This window comes from Streptomyces sp. NPDC043726 (assembly GCF_056436565.1).
Window position 1 is genome coordinate 36,039 of sequence record NZ_JBWKCI010000003.1, and the last position, 14,139, is coordinate 50,177.

At 72.6% G+C, this 14,139-nt stretch carries 16 protein-coding genes; 3 read left to right on the top strand and 13 right to left on the bottom strand.

Annotated features, from left to right (window positions below; all coding sequences use genetic code 11):
- The first annotated feature begins 396 nt into the window (after positions 1–396).
- Positions 397–1,023, top strand: a complete 627-nt coding sequence (locus tag AC068Z_RS09120) for an SCO3374 family protein (RefSeq protein WP_478553843.1) — start codon at positions 397–399, stop codon at positions 1,021–1,023.
- Here the strand turns inward: AC068Z_RS09120 and AC068Z_RS09125 are convergent.
- From AC068Z_RS09125 to AC068Z_RS09170, 10 genes are all read right to left on the bottom strand, one after another.
- Positions 1,002–1,337, bottom strand: a complete 336-nt coding sequence (locus AC068Z_RS09125) for a histone-like nucleoid-structuring protein Lsr2 (RefSeq protein WP_478553845.1) — start codon at positions 1,335–1,337, stop codon at positions 1,002–1,004. The genes AC068Z_RS09120 and AC068Z_RS09125 overlap by 22 nt on opposite strands.
- A 214-nt stretch (positions 1,338–1,551) precedes the next feature.
- Positions 1,552–2,100 (bottom strand): amino-acid N-acetyltransferase, encoded by a 549-nt coding sequence (locus tag AC068Z_RS09130; RefSeq protein ID WP_478553847.1) that lies wholly within the window; start codon positions 2,098–2,100, stop codon positions 1,552–1,554.
- A gap of 9 nt (positions 2,101–2,109) precedes the next feature.
- Positions 2,110–2,550, bottom strand: coding sequence for a BlaI/MecI/CopY family transcriptional regulator (locus AC068Z_RS09135; protein ID WP_478553849.1), 441 nt, complete (start codon positions 2,548–2,550; stop codon positions 2,110–2,112).
- A gap of 125 nt (positions 2,551–2,675) precedes the next feature.
- Positions 2,676–2,855 carry a hypothetical protein gene (locus AC068Z_RS09140; RefSeq protein WP_478553851.1) on the bottom strand — a complete coding sequence of 60 codons (180 nt, stop codon included), beginning with the start codon at positions 2,853–2,855 and terminating at the stop codon, positions 2,676–2,678.
- A gap of 68 nt (positions 2,856–2,923) precedes the next feature.
- Entirely contained in the window at positions 2,924–3,583 is a 660-nt protein-coding gene (locus AC068Z_RS09145) for a hypothetical protein (protein WP_478554530.1), read from the bottom strand.
- Between the two features lie 151 nt (positions 3,584–3,734).
- Positions 3,735–4,532 carry a type III pantothenate kinase gene (locus tag AC068Z_RS09150; protein WP_478553853.1) on the bottom strand — a complete coding sequence of 266 codons (798 nt, stop codon included), beginning with the start codon at positions 4,530–4,532 and terminating at the stop codon, positions 3,735–3,737.
- Between the two features lie 16 nt (positions 4,533–4,548).
- Positions 4,549–5,526 carry a carboxylating nicotinate-nucleotide diphosphorylase gene (gene nadC / locus AC068Z_RS09155; protein ID WP_478553855.1) on the bottom strand — a complete coding sequence of 326 codons (978 nt, stop codon included), beginning with the start codon at positions 5,524–5,526 and terminating at the stop codon, positions 4,549–4,551.
- A 5-nt stretch (positions 5,527–5,531) separates the two neighbouring features.
- Positions 5,532–7,244: an L-aspartate oxidase gene (locus tag AC068Z_RS09160; RefSeq protein WP_478553857.1), complete on the bottom strand. Its 1,713-nt coding sequence runs from the start codon at positions 7,242–7,244 to the stop codon at positions 5,532–5,534.
- A complete protein-coding gene (gene panC, locus AC068Z_RS09165; protein ID WP_478553859.1) occupies positions 7,241–8,242 on the bottom strand; it encodes a pantoate--beta-alanine ligase in 1,002 nt (333 codons plus the stop codon). The genes AC068Z_RS09160 and panC overlap by 4 nt, the downstream gene beginning before the upstream one ends.
- On the bottom strand, positions 8,239–9,159 hold the full coding sequence (locus AC068Z_RS09170; protein ID WP_478553861.1) for a Rossmann-like and DUF2520 domain-containing protein: 921 nt from the start codon (positions 9,157–9,159) through the stop codon (positions 8,239–8,241). The genes panC and AC068Z_RS09170 overlap by 4 nt, the downstream gene beginning before the upstream one ends.
- 158 nt (positions 9,160–9,317) lie before the next feature.
- Here AC068Z_RS09170 and AC068Z_RS09175 point away from each other — a divergent pair, with 158 nt between their 5' ends.
- Positions 9,318–10,514 (top strand): threonine aldolase family protein, encoded by a 1,197-nt coding sequence (locus AC068Z_RS09175; protein ID WP_478553863.1) that lies wholly within the window; start codon positions 9,318–9,320, stop codon positions 10,512–10,514.
- Between the two features lie 60 nt (positions 10,515–10,574).
- On the opposite strand, the gene AC068Z_RS09180 is transcribed toward AC068Z_RS09175, so the two are convergent.
- Complete coding sequence (locus tag AC068Z_RS09180) at positions 10,575–10,775, bottom strand: hypothetical protein (RefSeq protein ID WP_478553865.1); 201 nt, start codon at positions 10,773–10,775, stop codon at positions 10,575–10,577.
- Between the two features lie 173 nt (positions 10,776–10,948).
- On the opposite strand from AC068Z_RS09180, the gene AC068Z_RS09185 reads away from it, so the two are divergent.
- Positions 10,949–12,061, top strand: a complete 1,113-nt coding sequence (locus tag AC068Z_RS09185) for a DUF5937 family protein (protein WP_478553866.1) — start codon at positions 10,949–10,951, stop codon at positions 12,059–12,061.
- A gap of 80 nt (positions 12,062–12,141) precedes the next feature.
- On the opposite strand, the gene AC068Z_RS09190 is transcribed toward AC068Z_RS09185, so the two are convergent.
- Positions 12,142–12,813, bottom strand: a complete 672-nt coding sequence (locus AC068Z_RS09190; protein WP_451722890.1) for a response regulator transcription factor — start codon at positions 12,811–12,813, stop codon at positions 12,142–12,144.
- Positions 12,814–12,876: 63 nt separating this feature from the next.
- Positions 12,877–14,079, bottom strand: coding sequence for a sensor histidine kinase (locus AC068Z_RS09195; RefSeq protein WP_478553868.1), 1,203 nt, complete (start codon positions 14,077–14,079; stop codon positions 12,877–12,879).
- Positions 14,080–14,139 lie beyond the last annotated feature (60 nt).

The following is a 14,139-nucleotide window of genomic DNA, read 5'->3' on the forward strand; positions in this document are numbered from 1 at the left end:
GGGAACTTCCCCTCCCTGTCCTTCCGCAGCTTAGTCCCGCAAGCGGGGACCGCTCATTCCAACTGCCGACACCGTCGATGGCCTCCTGACCCCGAACGCCGACATCTGCTCCAACCCGATGGTGCGAGACGATGTTCCCGCAGGCCAGGCAGTTACCCGCTTCGCCAGTACGCCGATGGCGAACGTGAGACGCCCTGTCCTGCGTGTCGCCCCCTCCCACTAGGGATGTCTTACCCGCTGTCACTGACAGTCCATGCCGCGCACCCCTGTCGGCTCCGCTACGGGCGAACAACCTCGCGCCTCCCCGCACCCCCGCACGCCCCCTCCGTCGACACTCTTCGCATGCGTAAGAACACACAGCGTAACCCGCGCGTTCTTTCGGCGGTTGCACTTGGCATGGTTGGCACCCTCCCCCCGGTCTCCGGGTTCCCGCTCCCCCGGCGGCCGCTGGATCCGGGTGATCCGAGCGATCAGGTCCGCCGGTGGTACGAGAACGAACTGGGATGGGCGACGGTGCCCGGGGATCCGCCGGGGCTGCGGCTGGGCCTGCGCTTCGACGTCCTGGACGTGCCGGCCGAGGCGGGCCGGGCGGCCCTGCGCCATCTGGCGCCGGCGACGCCGGTGGCCGCCCGGGGCGAGCGGCTGCTGCTGCTGGTGGCCGCGGGCAGCGCGGAGGAGCTGCCGGGGCTGCTGGCCTGGCTGGAGTGGGGCGCGCTGGCCCTCGATCTCACGGCGACCGGCGAGGGCGGCGTCATGGAAGCGCCCGATCCGCACCGGGCAGGCTTCGGGGCGGCGGACGGGCGGCCGCTCCCCCTGGGCCGTACGGGCATGCCGCAGGGGGCCGCCGTATGGCTGCGGCCCCCCGAGCCGGGGTGCGAGGTCGAGGCCTCGCTGCCGACGCTGTCGGCCTTGGGGGGCGGTGGGGGCGCCCCCGATCTCGTACGTCTCGTGGACACGGTGGCCACGCAATGCCACCGGCTGCGGCTGCGCCGCGCGTGCGCTCAGCCGTTGGCCTTCTCGTAGGCCTCACGAATGGACGCGGGAACACGGCCGCGGTCGTTGACCTCGTAACCGTTCTCCTTCGCCCACGCGCGGATCTGGGCGGTGTCCTGGCTGCCGCCGGCAGCGGCACGCGCCTTTCCACGCCCACCCGATGCACGGCCTCCGGTACGACGACCACCCTTCACGTAAGGCTCGAGAAGGCCACGGAGCTTGTCCGCATTGGCGGTCGTGAGATCGATCTCGTACGTCTTGCCGTCCAGCGCGAACGTCACGGTCTCGTCCGCCTCGCCGCCGTCGAGGTCGTCGACAAGAAGGACCTGAACCTTCTGTGCCACCGGATTTCCTTTCATCGATAACTTGAGGGCTGGGGTCTGCGGCGTCCCGCCGTTTCGCCGTCCCCCTGTTATATGCAGTACTGCAGTACGTCGGAAAGCAAACCGCTTTTGCTGGAAAAACACAAACCCCTGGGAGAGACCCACAGCCGTCTCCCGGCCCGGAAACATGCGCGTTTCGGACATAGGGCACTGGGGCGGTCCGATTGGCCGGCGATCACAGATGCAGAAGCATCCGGCTGTTGCCCAAGGTGTTCGGTTTCACTCGTTCGAGACCGAGGAACTCCGCGACGCCCTCGTCATAGGAACGCATCAGCTCGGCGTAGACATCGGTGTCCACGGGTGTCTCGCCGATCTCGACGAAGCCGTGCTTGGCGAAGAAGTCCACTTCGAAGGTCAGGCAGAATACCCGGCGAACACCCAGCCAACGCGCGGTCTGCAGCAACTTCTCCAGCAAGTGGTGACCGACACCCGCGCCCTTCAGTCCCGGCTTCACGGCGAGAGTGCGGACTTCCGCGAGGTCTTCCCACATCACGTGCAGGGCGCCGCAGCCGACGACCTCCGCGTTGTCGTCACGTTCCGCGACCCAGAACTCCTGGATGTCCTCGTAAAGCGTCACCATGGCTTTGTCGAGCAGGATGCCGCCGCGGACGTACGCGTCAAGGAGCCGGCGCACCGCGGGGACATCGCTGGTGCGGGCCCGTCGGACGGTGAGGGCTTTTGCGGTGACTTCGGGGCTCTCTGCCGGGGAGCTCTGTGCGGACATGAGCGGACGCTATCGCTCGTCGGCCTCCGGCGCCGAGCCGGGGTTCTCGGCGGCCGTATCCGAACCGCTATCCCCTTGCGCGGCTTCTTCCGGCCCTTGAACGATGCGCACCGCGTCCCGGAGGGCTGTTCGCTGTTCCTCGCTCATCATGCCGAAGAAGGCGACGAGGGCGGCGGCGGGGTTGTCGCTCTGCGACCAAGCGTCGTTCATCAGGGCGGCGGCGTAAGCGGCCCGAGTGGACACGGCCTCATACCTATAGGCCCGGCCTTCGGCTTCCCGCCGGACCCAGCCCTTCTGATGAAGATTGTCCAAAACGGTCATGACCGTCGTGTACGCGATGGACCGTTCCTGCTGCAGATCTTCGAGGACTTCTCGAACCGTCACCGGGCGGTTCCACTTCCACACCCGCGTCATGACCGCGTCTTCGAGTTCTCCCAATGGGCGAGGCACAGCTCAGCACAATAGTGGGAGATGCCGGGATTGGCCTGGCGGACGTGCGCTTTCAGCGACAAACAGGAACAAAAAGGGCGTACGACTCAAGAATGAGAGTCGTACGCCGGAACAGCGCGACCGGGTCAGCCGTCGCCGCGCGCGGAGCTCTGCCGGGCCCCCTCGACCCGAGCGAGAGCGGCGTCGACGACGGCGTCCTCCTTGGCCTTGTTGGCCCCGCCCTGGGTCTTCACGATCACCCTGATCACACCGATGAAGAACACGGCCATGACGACCGGGGGCACGAGCGCGGAGACGTAGTCCATGGATTCAGGGTAGCGACGGGGCGGTCGGGGAGAGGGGGCGGGGCCGGCAGAGGGGCACGCCGTGGCGCTCAGCCCGCGGCCAGCTGCTGGGGCGGGTGCTCGGGCGGAGGGGCCGGCTTGCGGCGCGGGAAGACCTCGCCCGGCGTCGGGATCGGGCGGCGGGACGGCTGCGGGGCCGCGGGCTCGGGGGCGCCCGGCTTCTCGGCGGGCCGCGTGGCGGGCTTCTTCGCGGGTTTCTGGGCGGGGTTCCGTTCCTCGTCGGCCGCGCGCTCCGCCGAGAGGCCCCCAGGGAGGGCCAGAAGGCGGGTACGGGAGGCCGGGACGGCCGGGGCGACCGATACGGCCCGCCGGCCCGCGCCGCGCGCGAGACGGGCTCTCACGTCCTGTTCGGCCAGCAGCCGGCAGCGGCTCAGCAGGGTGGCGGCGACCGGGTTGCCGCGCAGGGCTCGCAGAGCGGCGAGATCGTCCGCCTCGGGCCGGTACCCGGCGCCGAGTCCTTCCTCCAGGAGGGCGAGATAACCGGCGGCGGTGCCGGGGAGGGCTGCGCGGTACCGGGCGAGGTCGGCCAGCAGGAAGGCGCGCAGCCGGGCGCCCTCGCGCAGCGCTTCGTCCAGCGACTCGGCGAGGCGGAGACACTCCTGGACGTCCTCGGCCGAGGCGGGGTCGGGGTTCAGGGCGAGGGCGAGCGCGCGGCGGAGCACACGCAGCTCCTCCACGCCGAACGCCATGCCGCCGCGGGATCCGTATGGCGTGGGCATGCGCCGACGATACGAGCTAATCAGACAAAATCGACATACGGAGAGGGCGTGGCGCGACGGAGACACCCGGTTGAGCCGCCCGCGAGGTTTCCGGGGGCGGCCTCAGGGGCTCGCGGGCCGGTCACATGCGGGAGACGTTCCGCTCGTACACCAGACGCAGGCCGACCAGCGTCAGCCAGGGCTCGTGCTCGTCGATGACCGACGACTCGCCCAGGACCATCGGCGCGAGGCCGCCCGTCGCGATCACCGTGACCTCGTCGGGGTCGTCCGCCAGCTCCCGCGCCATCCGGCTCACCACGCCGTCCACCTGCCCGGCGAAGCCGTAGACGATCCCGGACTGCATCGCCTCGACCGTGTTCTTCCCGATCACGCTGCGCGGCCGGGCCACCTCGATCTTCCGCAGCTGCGCGCCCTTGACCCCGAGCGCCTCGACCGAGATCTCGATGCCCGGCGCGATCACGCCACCGACGTACTCCCCGCGCGCGCTGACCGCATCGAAGGTCGTCGCCGTGCCGAAGTCCACGACGATCGCCGGACCGCCGTACAGCTCGACCGCCGCGACCGCGTTGATGATGCGGTCCGCGCCGACCTCCTTGGGGTTGTCCGTGAGGATCGGCACGCCCGTCTTCACCCCGGGCTCCACCAGCACCGCCGGCACATCGCCGTAGTACCGCCGCGTCACCTCCCGCAGTTCGTGCAGCACGGACGGCACGGTCGCGCAGATCGCGATCCCGTCGATGCCGTCGCCCAGCTCGTCACCGAGGAGGGGGTGCATCCCCATGAGCCCCTGCAGCAGCACCGCCAGCTCGTCCGCCGTGCGGCGGGCGTCCGTGGAGATGCGCCAGTGCTCGACGATGTCCTCGCCGTCGAAGAGGCCCAGGACGGTATGGGTGTTGCCTACGTCGATCGTCAGCAGCATGGCCGGATCCCGCTCCCTACTCCGCCGCTCGCAGGTCCAGCCCGATGTCCAGGATCGGCGAGGAGTGCGTCAGGGCTCCTACGGCCAGGTAGTCCACGCCCGTGTCCGCGTACGCCTTGGCGTTCTCCAGGGTGAGGCGCCCGGAGGCCTCCAGCGCGGCCCGCCCGTGCACGAGCGCCACCGCCTCCTCGCACTCACCGGGCGTGAAGTTGTCCAGCAGGATCAGGTCCGCGCCGGCGTCCACCACCTCGCGCAGCTGGTGCAGGGTGTCCACCTCGACCTCGATCGGCACCTCGGGGAAGGCATCCCGCACGGCCTTGAAGGCCTGCGCGACACCGCCCGCTGCGACCACATGGTTGTCCTTCACGAGCGCCGCGTCCGACAGCGACATCCGGTGGTTCACGCCGCCGCCGCAGCGGACCGCGAACTTCTCCAGCGAGCGCAGGCCCGGCGTCGTCTTCCGGGTGTCCCGCACGCGTGCCTTCGTGCCCTCCAGCACGTCGGCCCACGCGCGCGTGGCCGTCGCGATGCCCGAGAGCCGGCACAGCAGGTTCAGCGCGCTGCGCTCGGCGGTCAGCAGGTCGCGCGTGCGCGTGGTGACCGACAGCAGCTTCTGCCCGGCCTCCACCCGGTCCCCGTCCTCGACATGGCGCTCGACCTCGAACTCGTCGGTGCAGACCACGGAGAGCACCGCCTCGGCGACCCGCAGACCAGCCACGACGCCCGCCTCGCGCGCGGTGAAGTCGGCGGTTGCCACGGCCTCCTCGGGGATGGTCGCGACCGTCGTCACGTCCACCCCGTGGGCGAGGTCCTCCTGGATGGCGACGTTCGCGATGTCCTCGACCTCCACGGGGTCGAGCCCCGCGTCGGCCAGGAGCGCGGCGAGCGCGGGGTCGAGCCCGCACTCCAGATACGTCTCGTCGGTGTCCGCCCCGCAGGCGCAGCCGTCGCCGCAGCCGTCGTCCTGGACGAGGGGGAGGTCGGGGGTGCTCACGTCTGTCACTGCTCCTGGGGCTGCCGGGTCGGGGGGAAGTCTGCGGTATCGGTGGGGTGCACGGCGAGTGTGCGGTCCGGATTCAGCCGTACGACGATGTGGCGGCGCCAGTCGGTGTCGTCGCGCTCGGGCCGGTCCTCGCGCCAGTGGCAGCCGCGGGTCTCCTCGCGCAGCTCGGCGGCGGCGACCAGGACGCGGGCCACGCACAGGAGGTTGGTGGCCTCCCAGGTGTCGACGCCGGGCTCGGCGGTCTTGCCGTTCTCGTCGAGGGCCTCGCGCGCGTCGGCGTGCAGCCGCTGGAGCTGCTCGGCGGCCCGCGCCAGGGAGTCGGCCGAGCGCAGGACGCCCGCGCCCTCCGTCATGATCCGCTGAATGGCGAACCGGTCCTCGGCCGCGAGCAGCGGGTGCGCGGGCACCTCCGGGTACGGCGCCGGGTGCGGCACGCGCGCGTGGAGGCCGTTCTCCGCGTGGCGCGCGGCGATGTCGGCGGCGATGCGCTCGGCGTAGACCAGGCCCTCCAGGAGGGAGTTGGACGCGAGCCGGTTCGCGCCGTGCACGCCGGTGCACGCGACCTCGCCGCACGCGTACAGGCCGGGGACGGTCGTGCGGCCGTGGGAGTCGGTGCGCACGCCGCCGGAGGCGTAGTGCGCGGCCGGGGCGATCGGGATGGGCTCGTGCACGGGGTCGATGCCGTTGGCCCGGCAGGCGGCGAGGATCGTGGGGAAGCGGTGCTCCCACATCTCGGCGCCGAAGTGCCGGGCGTCGAGGAACATGTGCTCGGCGTCCTGCTCCTGCATGCGGCGCATGATGCCCTTGGCGACGATGTCCCGGGGCGCGAGCTCGGCCAGCTCGTGCTGGCCGACCATGAAGCGCACGCCGTCGGCGTCGACCAGGTGGGCGCCCTCGCCGCGCACGGCCTCGGAGACCAGCGGCTGCTGGCCCTCGGCGTCCGCGCCGAGGAACAGCACGGTGGGGTGGAACTGCACGAACTCCAGGTCGGAGACCTGCGCGCCCGCGCGCAGGGCGAGCGCCACGCCGTCGCCGGTGGACACCGACGGGTTGGTGGTCGCGGAGAAGACCTGGCCCATGCCGCCGGTCGCGAGGACGACCGCGGGGGCGTGCACGGCGCCCACGCCGTCGTGCTGGCCCTCACCCATGACGTGCAGGGTGACGCCCGCGGTACGGCCGTCGGCGTCCGCGAGGAGGTCCAGCACCAGCGCGTTCTCGATGGTGCGCACGCCCCGCGCGCGCACCGCCTCGACCAGCGCGCGGGAGATCTCCGCGCCGGTCGCGTCCCCGCCCGCGTGCGCGATGCGGCGCCGGTGGTGGCCGCCCTCGCGGGTGAGCTCCAGGCCGCCCTCCTCCGACTCGTCGAAGTGGGCGCCCGTCTCGATGAGCCGGCGCACGGCGTCGGGGCCCTCGGTGACGAGGAGCCGCACCGCGTCCTCGTCGCACAGACCGGCGCCCGCGACCAGGGTGTCGGCCAGGTGCTGCTCGGGGGTGTCGCCCTCGCCGAGGGCCGCGGCGATGCCGCCCTGCGCCCAGCGGGTGGAGCCGTCGTCCAGGCGCGCCTTGGTGACGACGACCGTCGTCAGCCCCGCCGCCTCGCAGCGTAGGGCCGCGGTCAGACCGGCGACGCCGGAGCCGACCACGACCACGTCCGCGTCGATGGACCATCCGGGCGCGGGGGCGTGCAGTCGTATGCCTGTGCTGGTCACGAGGCGGCTCCGAGGGTTCCGAAGGTCAGGGGGATGTTGTCGATCAGCCGGGTCGTCCCGACCCGGGCGGCGACCGCGAGGACGGCGTCGCCGGTGAAGTCCTCGCCGATCTCGGTGAAGTCGGACGGGTCGACGAGGGCGAGGTAGTCCAGGACCAGCGGGGGGTTCATGCGGGCCGCCTCGTCCAGGACCAGGCGGGCGGCGGCGCGGACGGCGGCCGGGCCGCCGGGGGCCGCCTTGGCGACGGCGTGCGCGTCGGCGGCGGCGCGGGACTCCCCGAGGGCGCTGAGCGCCTCGGCACGCGCGTGCGTGGCGGGGACTTCGCGGGCACGCGCGCGCAGCGCCTCCTGCGCCGCGTGCCGGTCCTGGCCGGCGAACAGCGCGTGGGACAGCGCGAGCGCCGTGCGCCGGTCGGCGGGCGAGAGGTAGCGGTTGCGGCTGGACAGGGCCAGGCCGTCGTCCTCGCGCACGGTCGGCACGCCGACGATCTCGATGCCGAAGTTCAGATCACGGACCATACGGCGGATCAGGGCCAGCTGCTGGGCGTCCTTCTGCCCGAAGAGCGCCACGTCGGGGCGGGTGAGGTGGAGCAGCTTGGCGACGACGGTGAGCATGCCGTCGAAGTGACCGGGGCGCGTGGCGCCCTCCAGGCGCTCCCCCATGGGGCCCGCGCTGACGCGGACCTGGGGCTCGCCGCCCGGGTAGACCTCGTCCACGGAGGGCGCGAACACGGCGTCCGCGCCCGCCTCCTCGGCGATCTTGAGGTCGGCCTCGAGGGTGCGCGGGTAGCGGTCGAGGTCCTCGCCCGCGCCGAACTGCAGCGGGTTCACGAAGACCGTGGCCACGACCTCGCCGTCCGGTCCGGCGATCTCCCGGGCGGAGCGGATCAGGGTGGCGTGGCCCTCGTGCAGGGCGCCCATGGTCATCACGACGGCACGGCGGCCGGCACGCGCGCGTGCGGACAGTTCGGCGGCGGTGCGCAGCAGGGTGATGGTCATCCCGCGTCTCCCTCGGTGCTGTCGGCGAGCACTCCGAGCAGATCCTCGGCGAGTTCCGGCTTGAGCAGCCCGTGCGCGAGCGCGCGGTCGGCGGTCGCGCGCGCCATCGCCAGGTAGCCGGCGACGGCCTGCGGGGCGTGCTTGCGCAGCTCGGTGACGTGCGCGGCGACCGTGCCCGCGTCCCCGCGCGCGACAGGGCCGGTCAGGGCGGCGTCGCCGGAGCGCAGGGCGTTGTCCAGGGCGGCGCCGAGCAGCGGGCCGAGCATCCGGTCGGGGGCCTCGACACCGGCCGCGCGCAACAGCTCCATGGACTGGGCGACCAGCGTCACCAGGTGGTTGGCGCCCAGGGCGAGGGCCGCGTGGTAGAGCGGGCGCATGTCCTCGGCGATCCACTCCGGTTCGCCGCCCATCTCGATCACGAGGGCCTCGGCGGCGAGGCGCAGTTCGTTGGGGGCGGTGACGCCGAACGAGCAGCCGGCCAGGCGCTGGACGTCCACGGGGGTGCCGGTGAAGGTCATCGCCGGGTGCAGGGCCAGCGGGAGCGCGCCCGCGCGCAGGGCGGGGTCGAGCACCCGGGTGCCGTACCGCCCGGAGGTGTGCACGAGCAGCTGGCCCGGCCGTACGGCGCCGGTCTCGGCGAGGCCGGTGACCAGGCCGGGCAGGGCGTCGTCGGGGACGGTCAGCAGGACCAGGTCGGCGCGCTCGAGGACGTCGGCGGGGGTCACGAGGGGCACGTCGGGGAGGAGTTGCGCGGCCCGTCGCCGGGAGGCGTCGGAGACCCCGGAGACGGCCACCGGGCGGTGCCCGGCGAGCTGGAGGGACGCGGCCAGCGCGGGGCCCACCCGGCCGGCGCCGACGACGCCGACGGTGAGCCGCGCCGGGCGGTCCCTCGGATCTGGCTGTTGGCTTGTACTCACGCGACGGCGGCCTTCCCGTTCCAGTCCGCTCCGGGTACCGGACGATTTCTCGTCATGTTAACGCGATCGGTTGGAGGGGCGTCCGGTTGTCCACAGGCTGTGGGCGCCTTCACGAAATGCGGGTGCCCGCGCGAGGCGGAGCGCGACATCATCCCGGCATGAGTGATGCGGCGGAGCAGGGTGCACGGTCAACGCGAGACATGTCGGACGAGGAACGGCGCACGCGCCTGAGAGAGCGGCGCATCAGCGCCTCAAGGGGCGCACAGCGCCTGCTGGGGCGCGCGGTGGCACAGCGCACGCTCCGGGAGCGCCTAGCGCTGATGGACCGCGCGGCCGACGTGTACGACCTCGACCAGCAGGCCGACATGTACGGCGACGGCGTCGTCGAGGCCCTGGAGGACAAGGTCGCCGGGCTGCTCGGCAAGGAGGCCGCCGCGTTCTTCCCGACCGGCACCATGGCCCAGCAGGTGGCCCTGCGCTGCTGGGCGGGCCGGACCGGGAACCCGGTCGTCGCCCTGCACGCGCTGGCCCATCCCGAGGTCCATGAGCGCAACGCGTTGAGCCAGGTCAGCGGGTTGCGGCCGGTCCGGGTGACGAGCGAGCCGCGGCAGCCGACGGCCGAGGAGGTGCACGGCCTCGACGAGCCGTTCGGCACGCTGATGCTGGAACTGCCGCTCCGGGACGCCGGTTTCGTCCTGCCGTCCTGGGAGGAACTCACCGAGGTCGTGGCGGCGGCACGGGAGCGCGAGGCGGTGGTGCACTTCGACGGCGCGCGCCTGTGGGAGTCCACCGTCCACTTCGGCCGCCCCCTGCCCGAGATCGCCGACCTCGCGGACAGCGTCTACGTCTCGTTCTACAAGTCCCTCGACGGCTACGGCGGCGCGGCCGTCGCCGGGCCCAGGGCGTTCGTCGACGAGCTGAAGGCCTGGCGGCACCGGTACGGCGGCACCGTCTTCCAGCAGTTCCCGACCGCGCTGTCGGCACTGGTCGGCCTCGAGGCGGAGCTGCCCCGGCTGCCCGAGTACGTGCGCCACGCGCGCGTGGTGGCCGACGCGCTGCGCGCGGGGTTCGCGGCGGCGGGCGTCCCCTGGTCCCGCGTCCACCCCGAGGAACCGCACACCAACGAATTCCAGCTCTGGCTGCCGTACGACGCGGATGTCGTCGCCGAGGCGGCCGTCCGGCACGCCGAGGAGACGAAGACGCTGCTGTTCGCCCGCCCCTGGGCCGCCCCGGTACCGGGTCTCGCCGTCACGGAGATCGACGTACGGGCCGCGGGCCTCGAGTGGACGGCCGACGACGTGCGGGCGGCGGTCGCGGAGTTCGCGGCGCGGCTGAACACGCAGGTCAGCGGCTGAAGGGGGCGGCGGCTGAAGGGGGGCGGCGGCTGGGGCTCGGTCCGTGCCGGCTTGAGCAGGTCAGCGGCCGACCCGCCCTCCGCGGCGCAGGATGCCGCGCATGCCGCGCACCGGGCGCCCGGCGAGGACGGCACGGAAGCGGCGGTCCTCGCGCCACTGCCGTACGACCTGGCGGTCGTGGGTGCCCGGCGCGGGCGGGGCGGGCTCGCCGTGCTGCCGGGCGCGGTAGGTGTCGAGCAGGTACTGCTGGGTGATGCTCATGGCGTTCGCCTCTTCGGGACGGGGTGCGGGATCCGCCGGGCTCCGCGGCAGCCCCGGAAGGCCGCGGCTGCCCGGTCCTCCCAGCCTGCGCCGGTCGCGCCCCGGCGTCGCGCCGATTGACGGCGGACGTCAATCGAGGGGGCGTTGTCAGTGGCGGGGTGCACCATGAGGGCATGAGCGTGAGTGTCGACATCGCGGGGCTGCGGCCGGAGAGGGTCGCCGTCGTCCCCTCGCCCCTGGCCGAGCTCGGCATGGCGCTGCACGCGCTGTCCGAACCGGGGCACCATCCCGGCCTGCAGGGCTGGGTGACGAGCGTGACCGCGGGCCTCGATCCGCATCTGGCCGACCGGATGTGCGAGGCCGACTTCCTGTGGCGTACGACCTTCTCGGACCTGTTCCTGGCCTGTGCGGGCATCCCCGGCGGGCCCACTCCTCCCCTCCCGGGGGCCACCCTCGCCGAGGAGCTGGACCTGCTGGACAAGCTGACGGACGAGCAGTTCGTGGACGCCGCCCTGGAGTTCACCTGCGCGCCGCCGTATGCCACCCCGGGCCCCGCCGTGCTCGCCGACGCCGAACTGCGCCGCCGCTCCCTGGAGCTGGCCGCCGCGCGCGGGCCGCAGCAACTGCGCTTCACCAAGCGGCTGCTGGAGGACCCGCCGCGGATCCGGGCCTGGCTGCGGCAGTTCCTGGAGGACTGCGACGAGGCGTTCTTCGCGGACGTCTGGGCGCGCGTACGGCATCAACTCGCCACCGACGCCCGGCACAAGACCGATCTGCTGCGGCACAAAGGGCTCACCGACGCGCTGGCCGCCGTCTCCGCGGCGGTGACGGTCGACGAGGCCGGCGGCCGGCTCGTCATCGACAAGCTGCGCCAGGGCCACACCGTCATCCGTGACCAGAGCCTGCTGCTCATCCCGACGAGCCTCGGCTGGCCGCATCTGATGGTGCTGCACCGGTACGGCTGGCAGCCGCTGCTGCACTATCCGGTCAGCTCGCCCGAGCTCTCCGCGCCGCCGGCCGTCGACCAGCTCGTCCTGCGCATGACCGCGTTGTCCCACCCGGTGCGGATGCAGCTGTGCCGGAACCTCGCCCGCAGCACGTACACCACGAGCGAGCTCGTCCAGATCCACGGCATGACCGCGCCCGAGATATCCCGGCACCTGGGGGTGCTGAAGAAGGCGGGCCTGATCATCACCCGCCGGCGCGGGCGGTACGTCCTGCACCAGCTCGACGTCCCGGCGGTCGCCCGGCTCGGCAGCGACTTCCTGGAGGCGCTGCTGCGGTGAGCGGCCCGGCGCGGCGCCGGTGCGAGGCGCCGCCTACGCCTCGTCGCTCGGCGTTGCCCGGCGCCGACGAGAGGTCTCGTCTACGCCTGCCCGCCGGCCCGTACCAGTCCCGTCTCGTAGGCCAGCACCACCACCTGCACCCGGTCCCGCAGCCCGAGCTTGGTCAGGATGCGCCCGACGTGCGTCTTGACGGTCGCCTCCGACAGCACCAGCCGGGCCGCGATCTCGCCGTTGGACAGCCCCTGGGCGACCAGCACCATGACCTCGCGCTCACGGTCGGTGAGCCGGTCCAGCTCCTTGTGCTGCGGCTCCTTGCCGGTGCTGGGCAGCATCGGCGCGAAACGGTCCAGCAGACGGCGCGTGGTCGAGGGGGCCACCACCGCGTCGCCGCTGTGCACGGCGCGGATGGCGGCGAGCAGTTCGCCCGGCGGCACGTCCTTGAGCATGAAGCCGGACGCGCCCGCCTTCAGCCCGGAGAAGGCGTATTCGTCGAGGTCGAAGGTGGTCAGGATGAGCACCTTCGGCGGGTTGGGGTCCGAGCAGACCCGGCGGGTGGTCTCCACCCCGTCCAGCTTCGGCATGCGCACGTCCATCAGGACCACGTCGACGGCGGTCTCCCGCAGCACCTGCAGGGCCTCGACGCCGTCGCCCGCCTCAGCGACGACCTCCATGTCCGGCTGGGCGGCGAGCACCATCCGGAACCCGGTGCGCAGCAGCACCTGGTCGTCGACGAGCATTACGCGGATCGTCATCGGGTCCTCTTCCGTGTCCGTCTACGGGGCCGTTACAGGTGTCAACGCGGGCCATGGCCCGGCTCAGTGCGCGGGTTTGAGCGGCAGCAGGGCACTGATGCGGAATCCTCCGCCCGGGCGGGGGCCCGCGTCCAGGGTGCCGCCGACCATGCCGACCCGCTCCCGCATGCCGATCAGGCCGTGGCCCTGGCCGTCGACGCCGCCCTCCTCGTACAACTCGTGCGGCGCGCCCTTGCCGTCGTCCTCGACGAGCAGGCCGAGACCGTCGTCGAAGTAGACCAGACGCACGCTCGCGCCCGCGTTCGGGCCCCCGTGCTTGCGCGTGTTGGTGAGCGCCTCCTGCACGATGCGGTACGCGGTGAGCTCGACGCCGCTGGGCAGCGGGCGCGGGGTGCCCTCGACCTTGAAGTCGACGGGGAGTCCCGAGGTGCGGCACTGCTGGATCAGCTCGTCGATCTGCTCGACGTCGGGCTGCGGGACGTACTCCCCGCCCTCCTGGTGCTCGCCGGTGCGCAGTACGCCCAGCAGGCGGCGCATCTCGGCGAGGGCCTGGCGGCCGGTGGAGGAGATCGTCTCCAGGGCCTTCTTCGCCTGGTCGGGGGCGGCGTCGAGGACGTAGGCGGCGCCGTCGGCCTGCACCACCATCACCGACACGTTGTGCGCGACCACGTCGTGCAGCTCGCGCGCGATCCGGGCGCGCTCCGCGGCGACCGCGACCTTGGCCTGCGCCTCGCGCTCCTTCTCGAGCCGGGTCGCGCGCTCCTCCAGCTGCTCGTAGTAGGCGCGCCGGGTGCGTATCGAGTCGCCGAGCACCCAGGCCAGCGCGAAGGGGACCGAGGTGAAGATCATGATGGCGACGTTGCCGAGGGCGCTCGACTCGGTCTCCGGCCAGCGCAGCTGCGCCAGGGGCGCCGCGCACAGGCCGACGGCGAGCGCCAGCCGGGAGGCCCAGCGGGCTCCGGTCGCGGCCACGGTATAGGTGATCACCAGCATGGCGAAGTCGGCCGGCATCGTCTCGACGTCCAGCACCAGCTGCGCCGCGCCGAGGGCGACGGCCAGCAGCAGCATCCGCTCCGGCATGCGCCGGCGCAGCGCGACCACCAGGCTCAGCAGCAGGGCGATCGGGACGGCGGCCACCGGGTAGTCGACGCGCTCCACTTCCTGCTGCACGACCCCGGAGATCACCGTGATCCCGAACAGGAACACGGCCCAGGCACTGTCGACCCATGTCGGGTGCCTGCGGAGGAAGTCATAGAGGCGCTGCACGTAACCCAGCGTAGGGAAGCGTGACGTGTGCAGGGGTCAACCGGAGGACCGATCCGGAGC

Excerpts from the sequence above, each read along its gene's own strand:
- AC068Z_RS09140 (WP_478553851.1), bottom strand. The coding sequence starts at position 2,855 with ATGGACTACGTCTCCGCGCTCGTGCCCCCGGTCGTCATGGCCGTGTTC.
- AC068Z_RS09150 (WP_478553853.1), bottom strand. The coding sequence starts at position 4,532 with ATGCTGCTGACGATCGACGTAGGCAACACCCATACCGTCCTGGGCCTC.
- AC068Z_RS09145 (WP_478554530.1), bottom strand. The coding sequence starts at position 3,583 with ATGGCGTTCGGCGTGGAGGAGCTGCGTGTGCTCCGCCGCGCGCTCGCC.
- AC068Z_RS09180 (WP_478553865.1), bottom strand. The coding sequence starts at position 10,775 with ATGAGCATCACCCAGCAGTACCTGCTCGACACCTACCGCGCCCGGCAG.
- AC068Z_RS09190 (WP_451722890.1), bottom strand. The coding sequence starts at position 12,813 with ATGACGATCCGCGTAATGCTCGTCGACGACCAGGTGCTGCTGCGCACC.
- AC068Z_RS09175 (WP_478553863.1), top strand. The coding sequence starts at position 9,318 with ATGAGTGATGCGGCGGAGCAGGGTGCACGGTCAACGCGAGACATGTCG.
- AC068Z_RS09185 (WP_478553866.1), top strand. The coding sequence starts at position 10,949 with ATGAGCGTGAGTGTCGACATCGCGGGGCTGCGGCCGGAGAGGGTCGCC.
- AC068Z_RS09130 (WP_478553847.1), bottom strand. The coding sequence starts at position 2,100 with ATGTCCGCACAGAGCTCCCCGGCAGAGAGCCCCGAAGTCACCGCAAAA.
- panC (WP_478553859.1), bottom strand. The coding sequence starts at position 8,242 with ATGACCATCACCCTGCTGCGCACCGCCGCCGAACTGTCCGCACGCGCG.
- AC068Z_RS09120 (WP_478553843.1), top strand. The coding sequence starts at position 397 with ATGGTTGGCACCCTCCCCCCGGTCTCCGGGTTCCCGCTCCCCCGGCGG.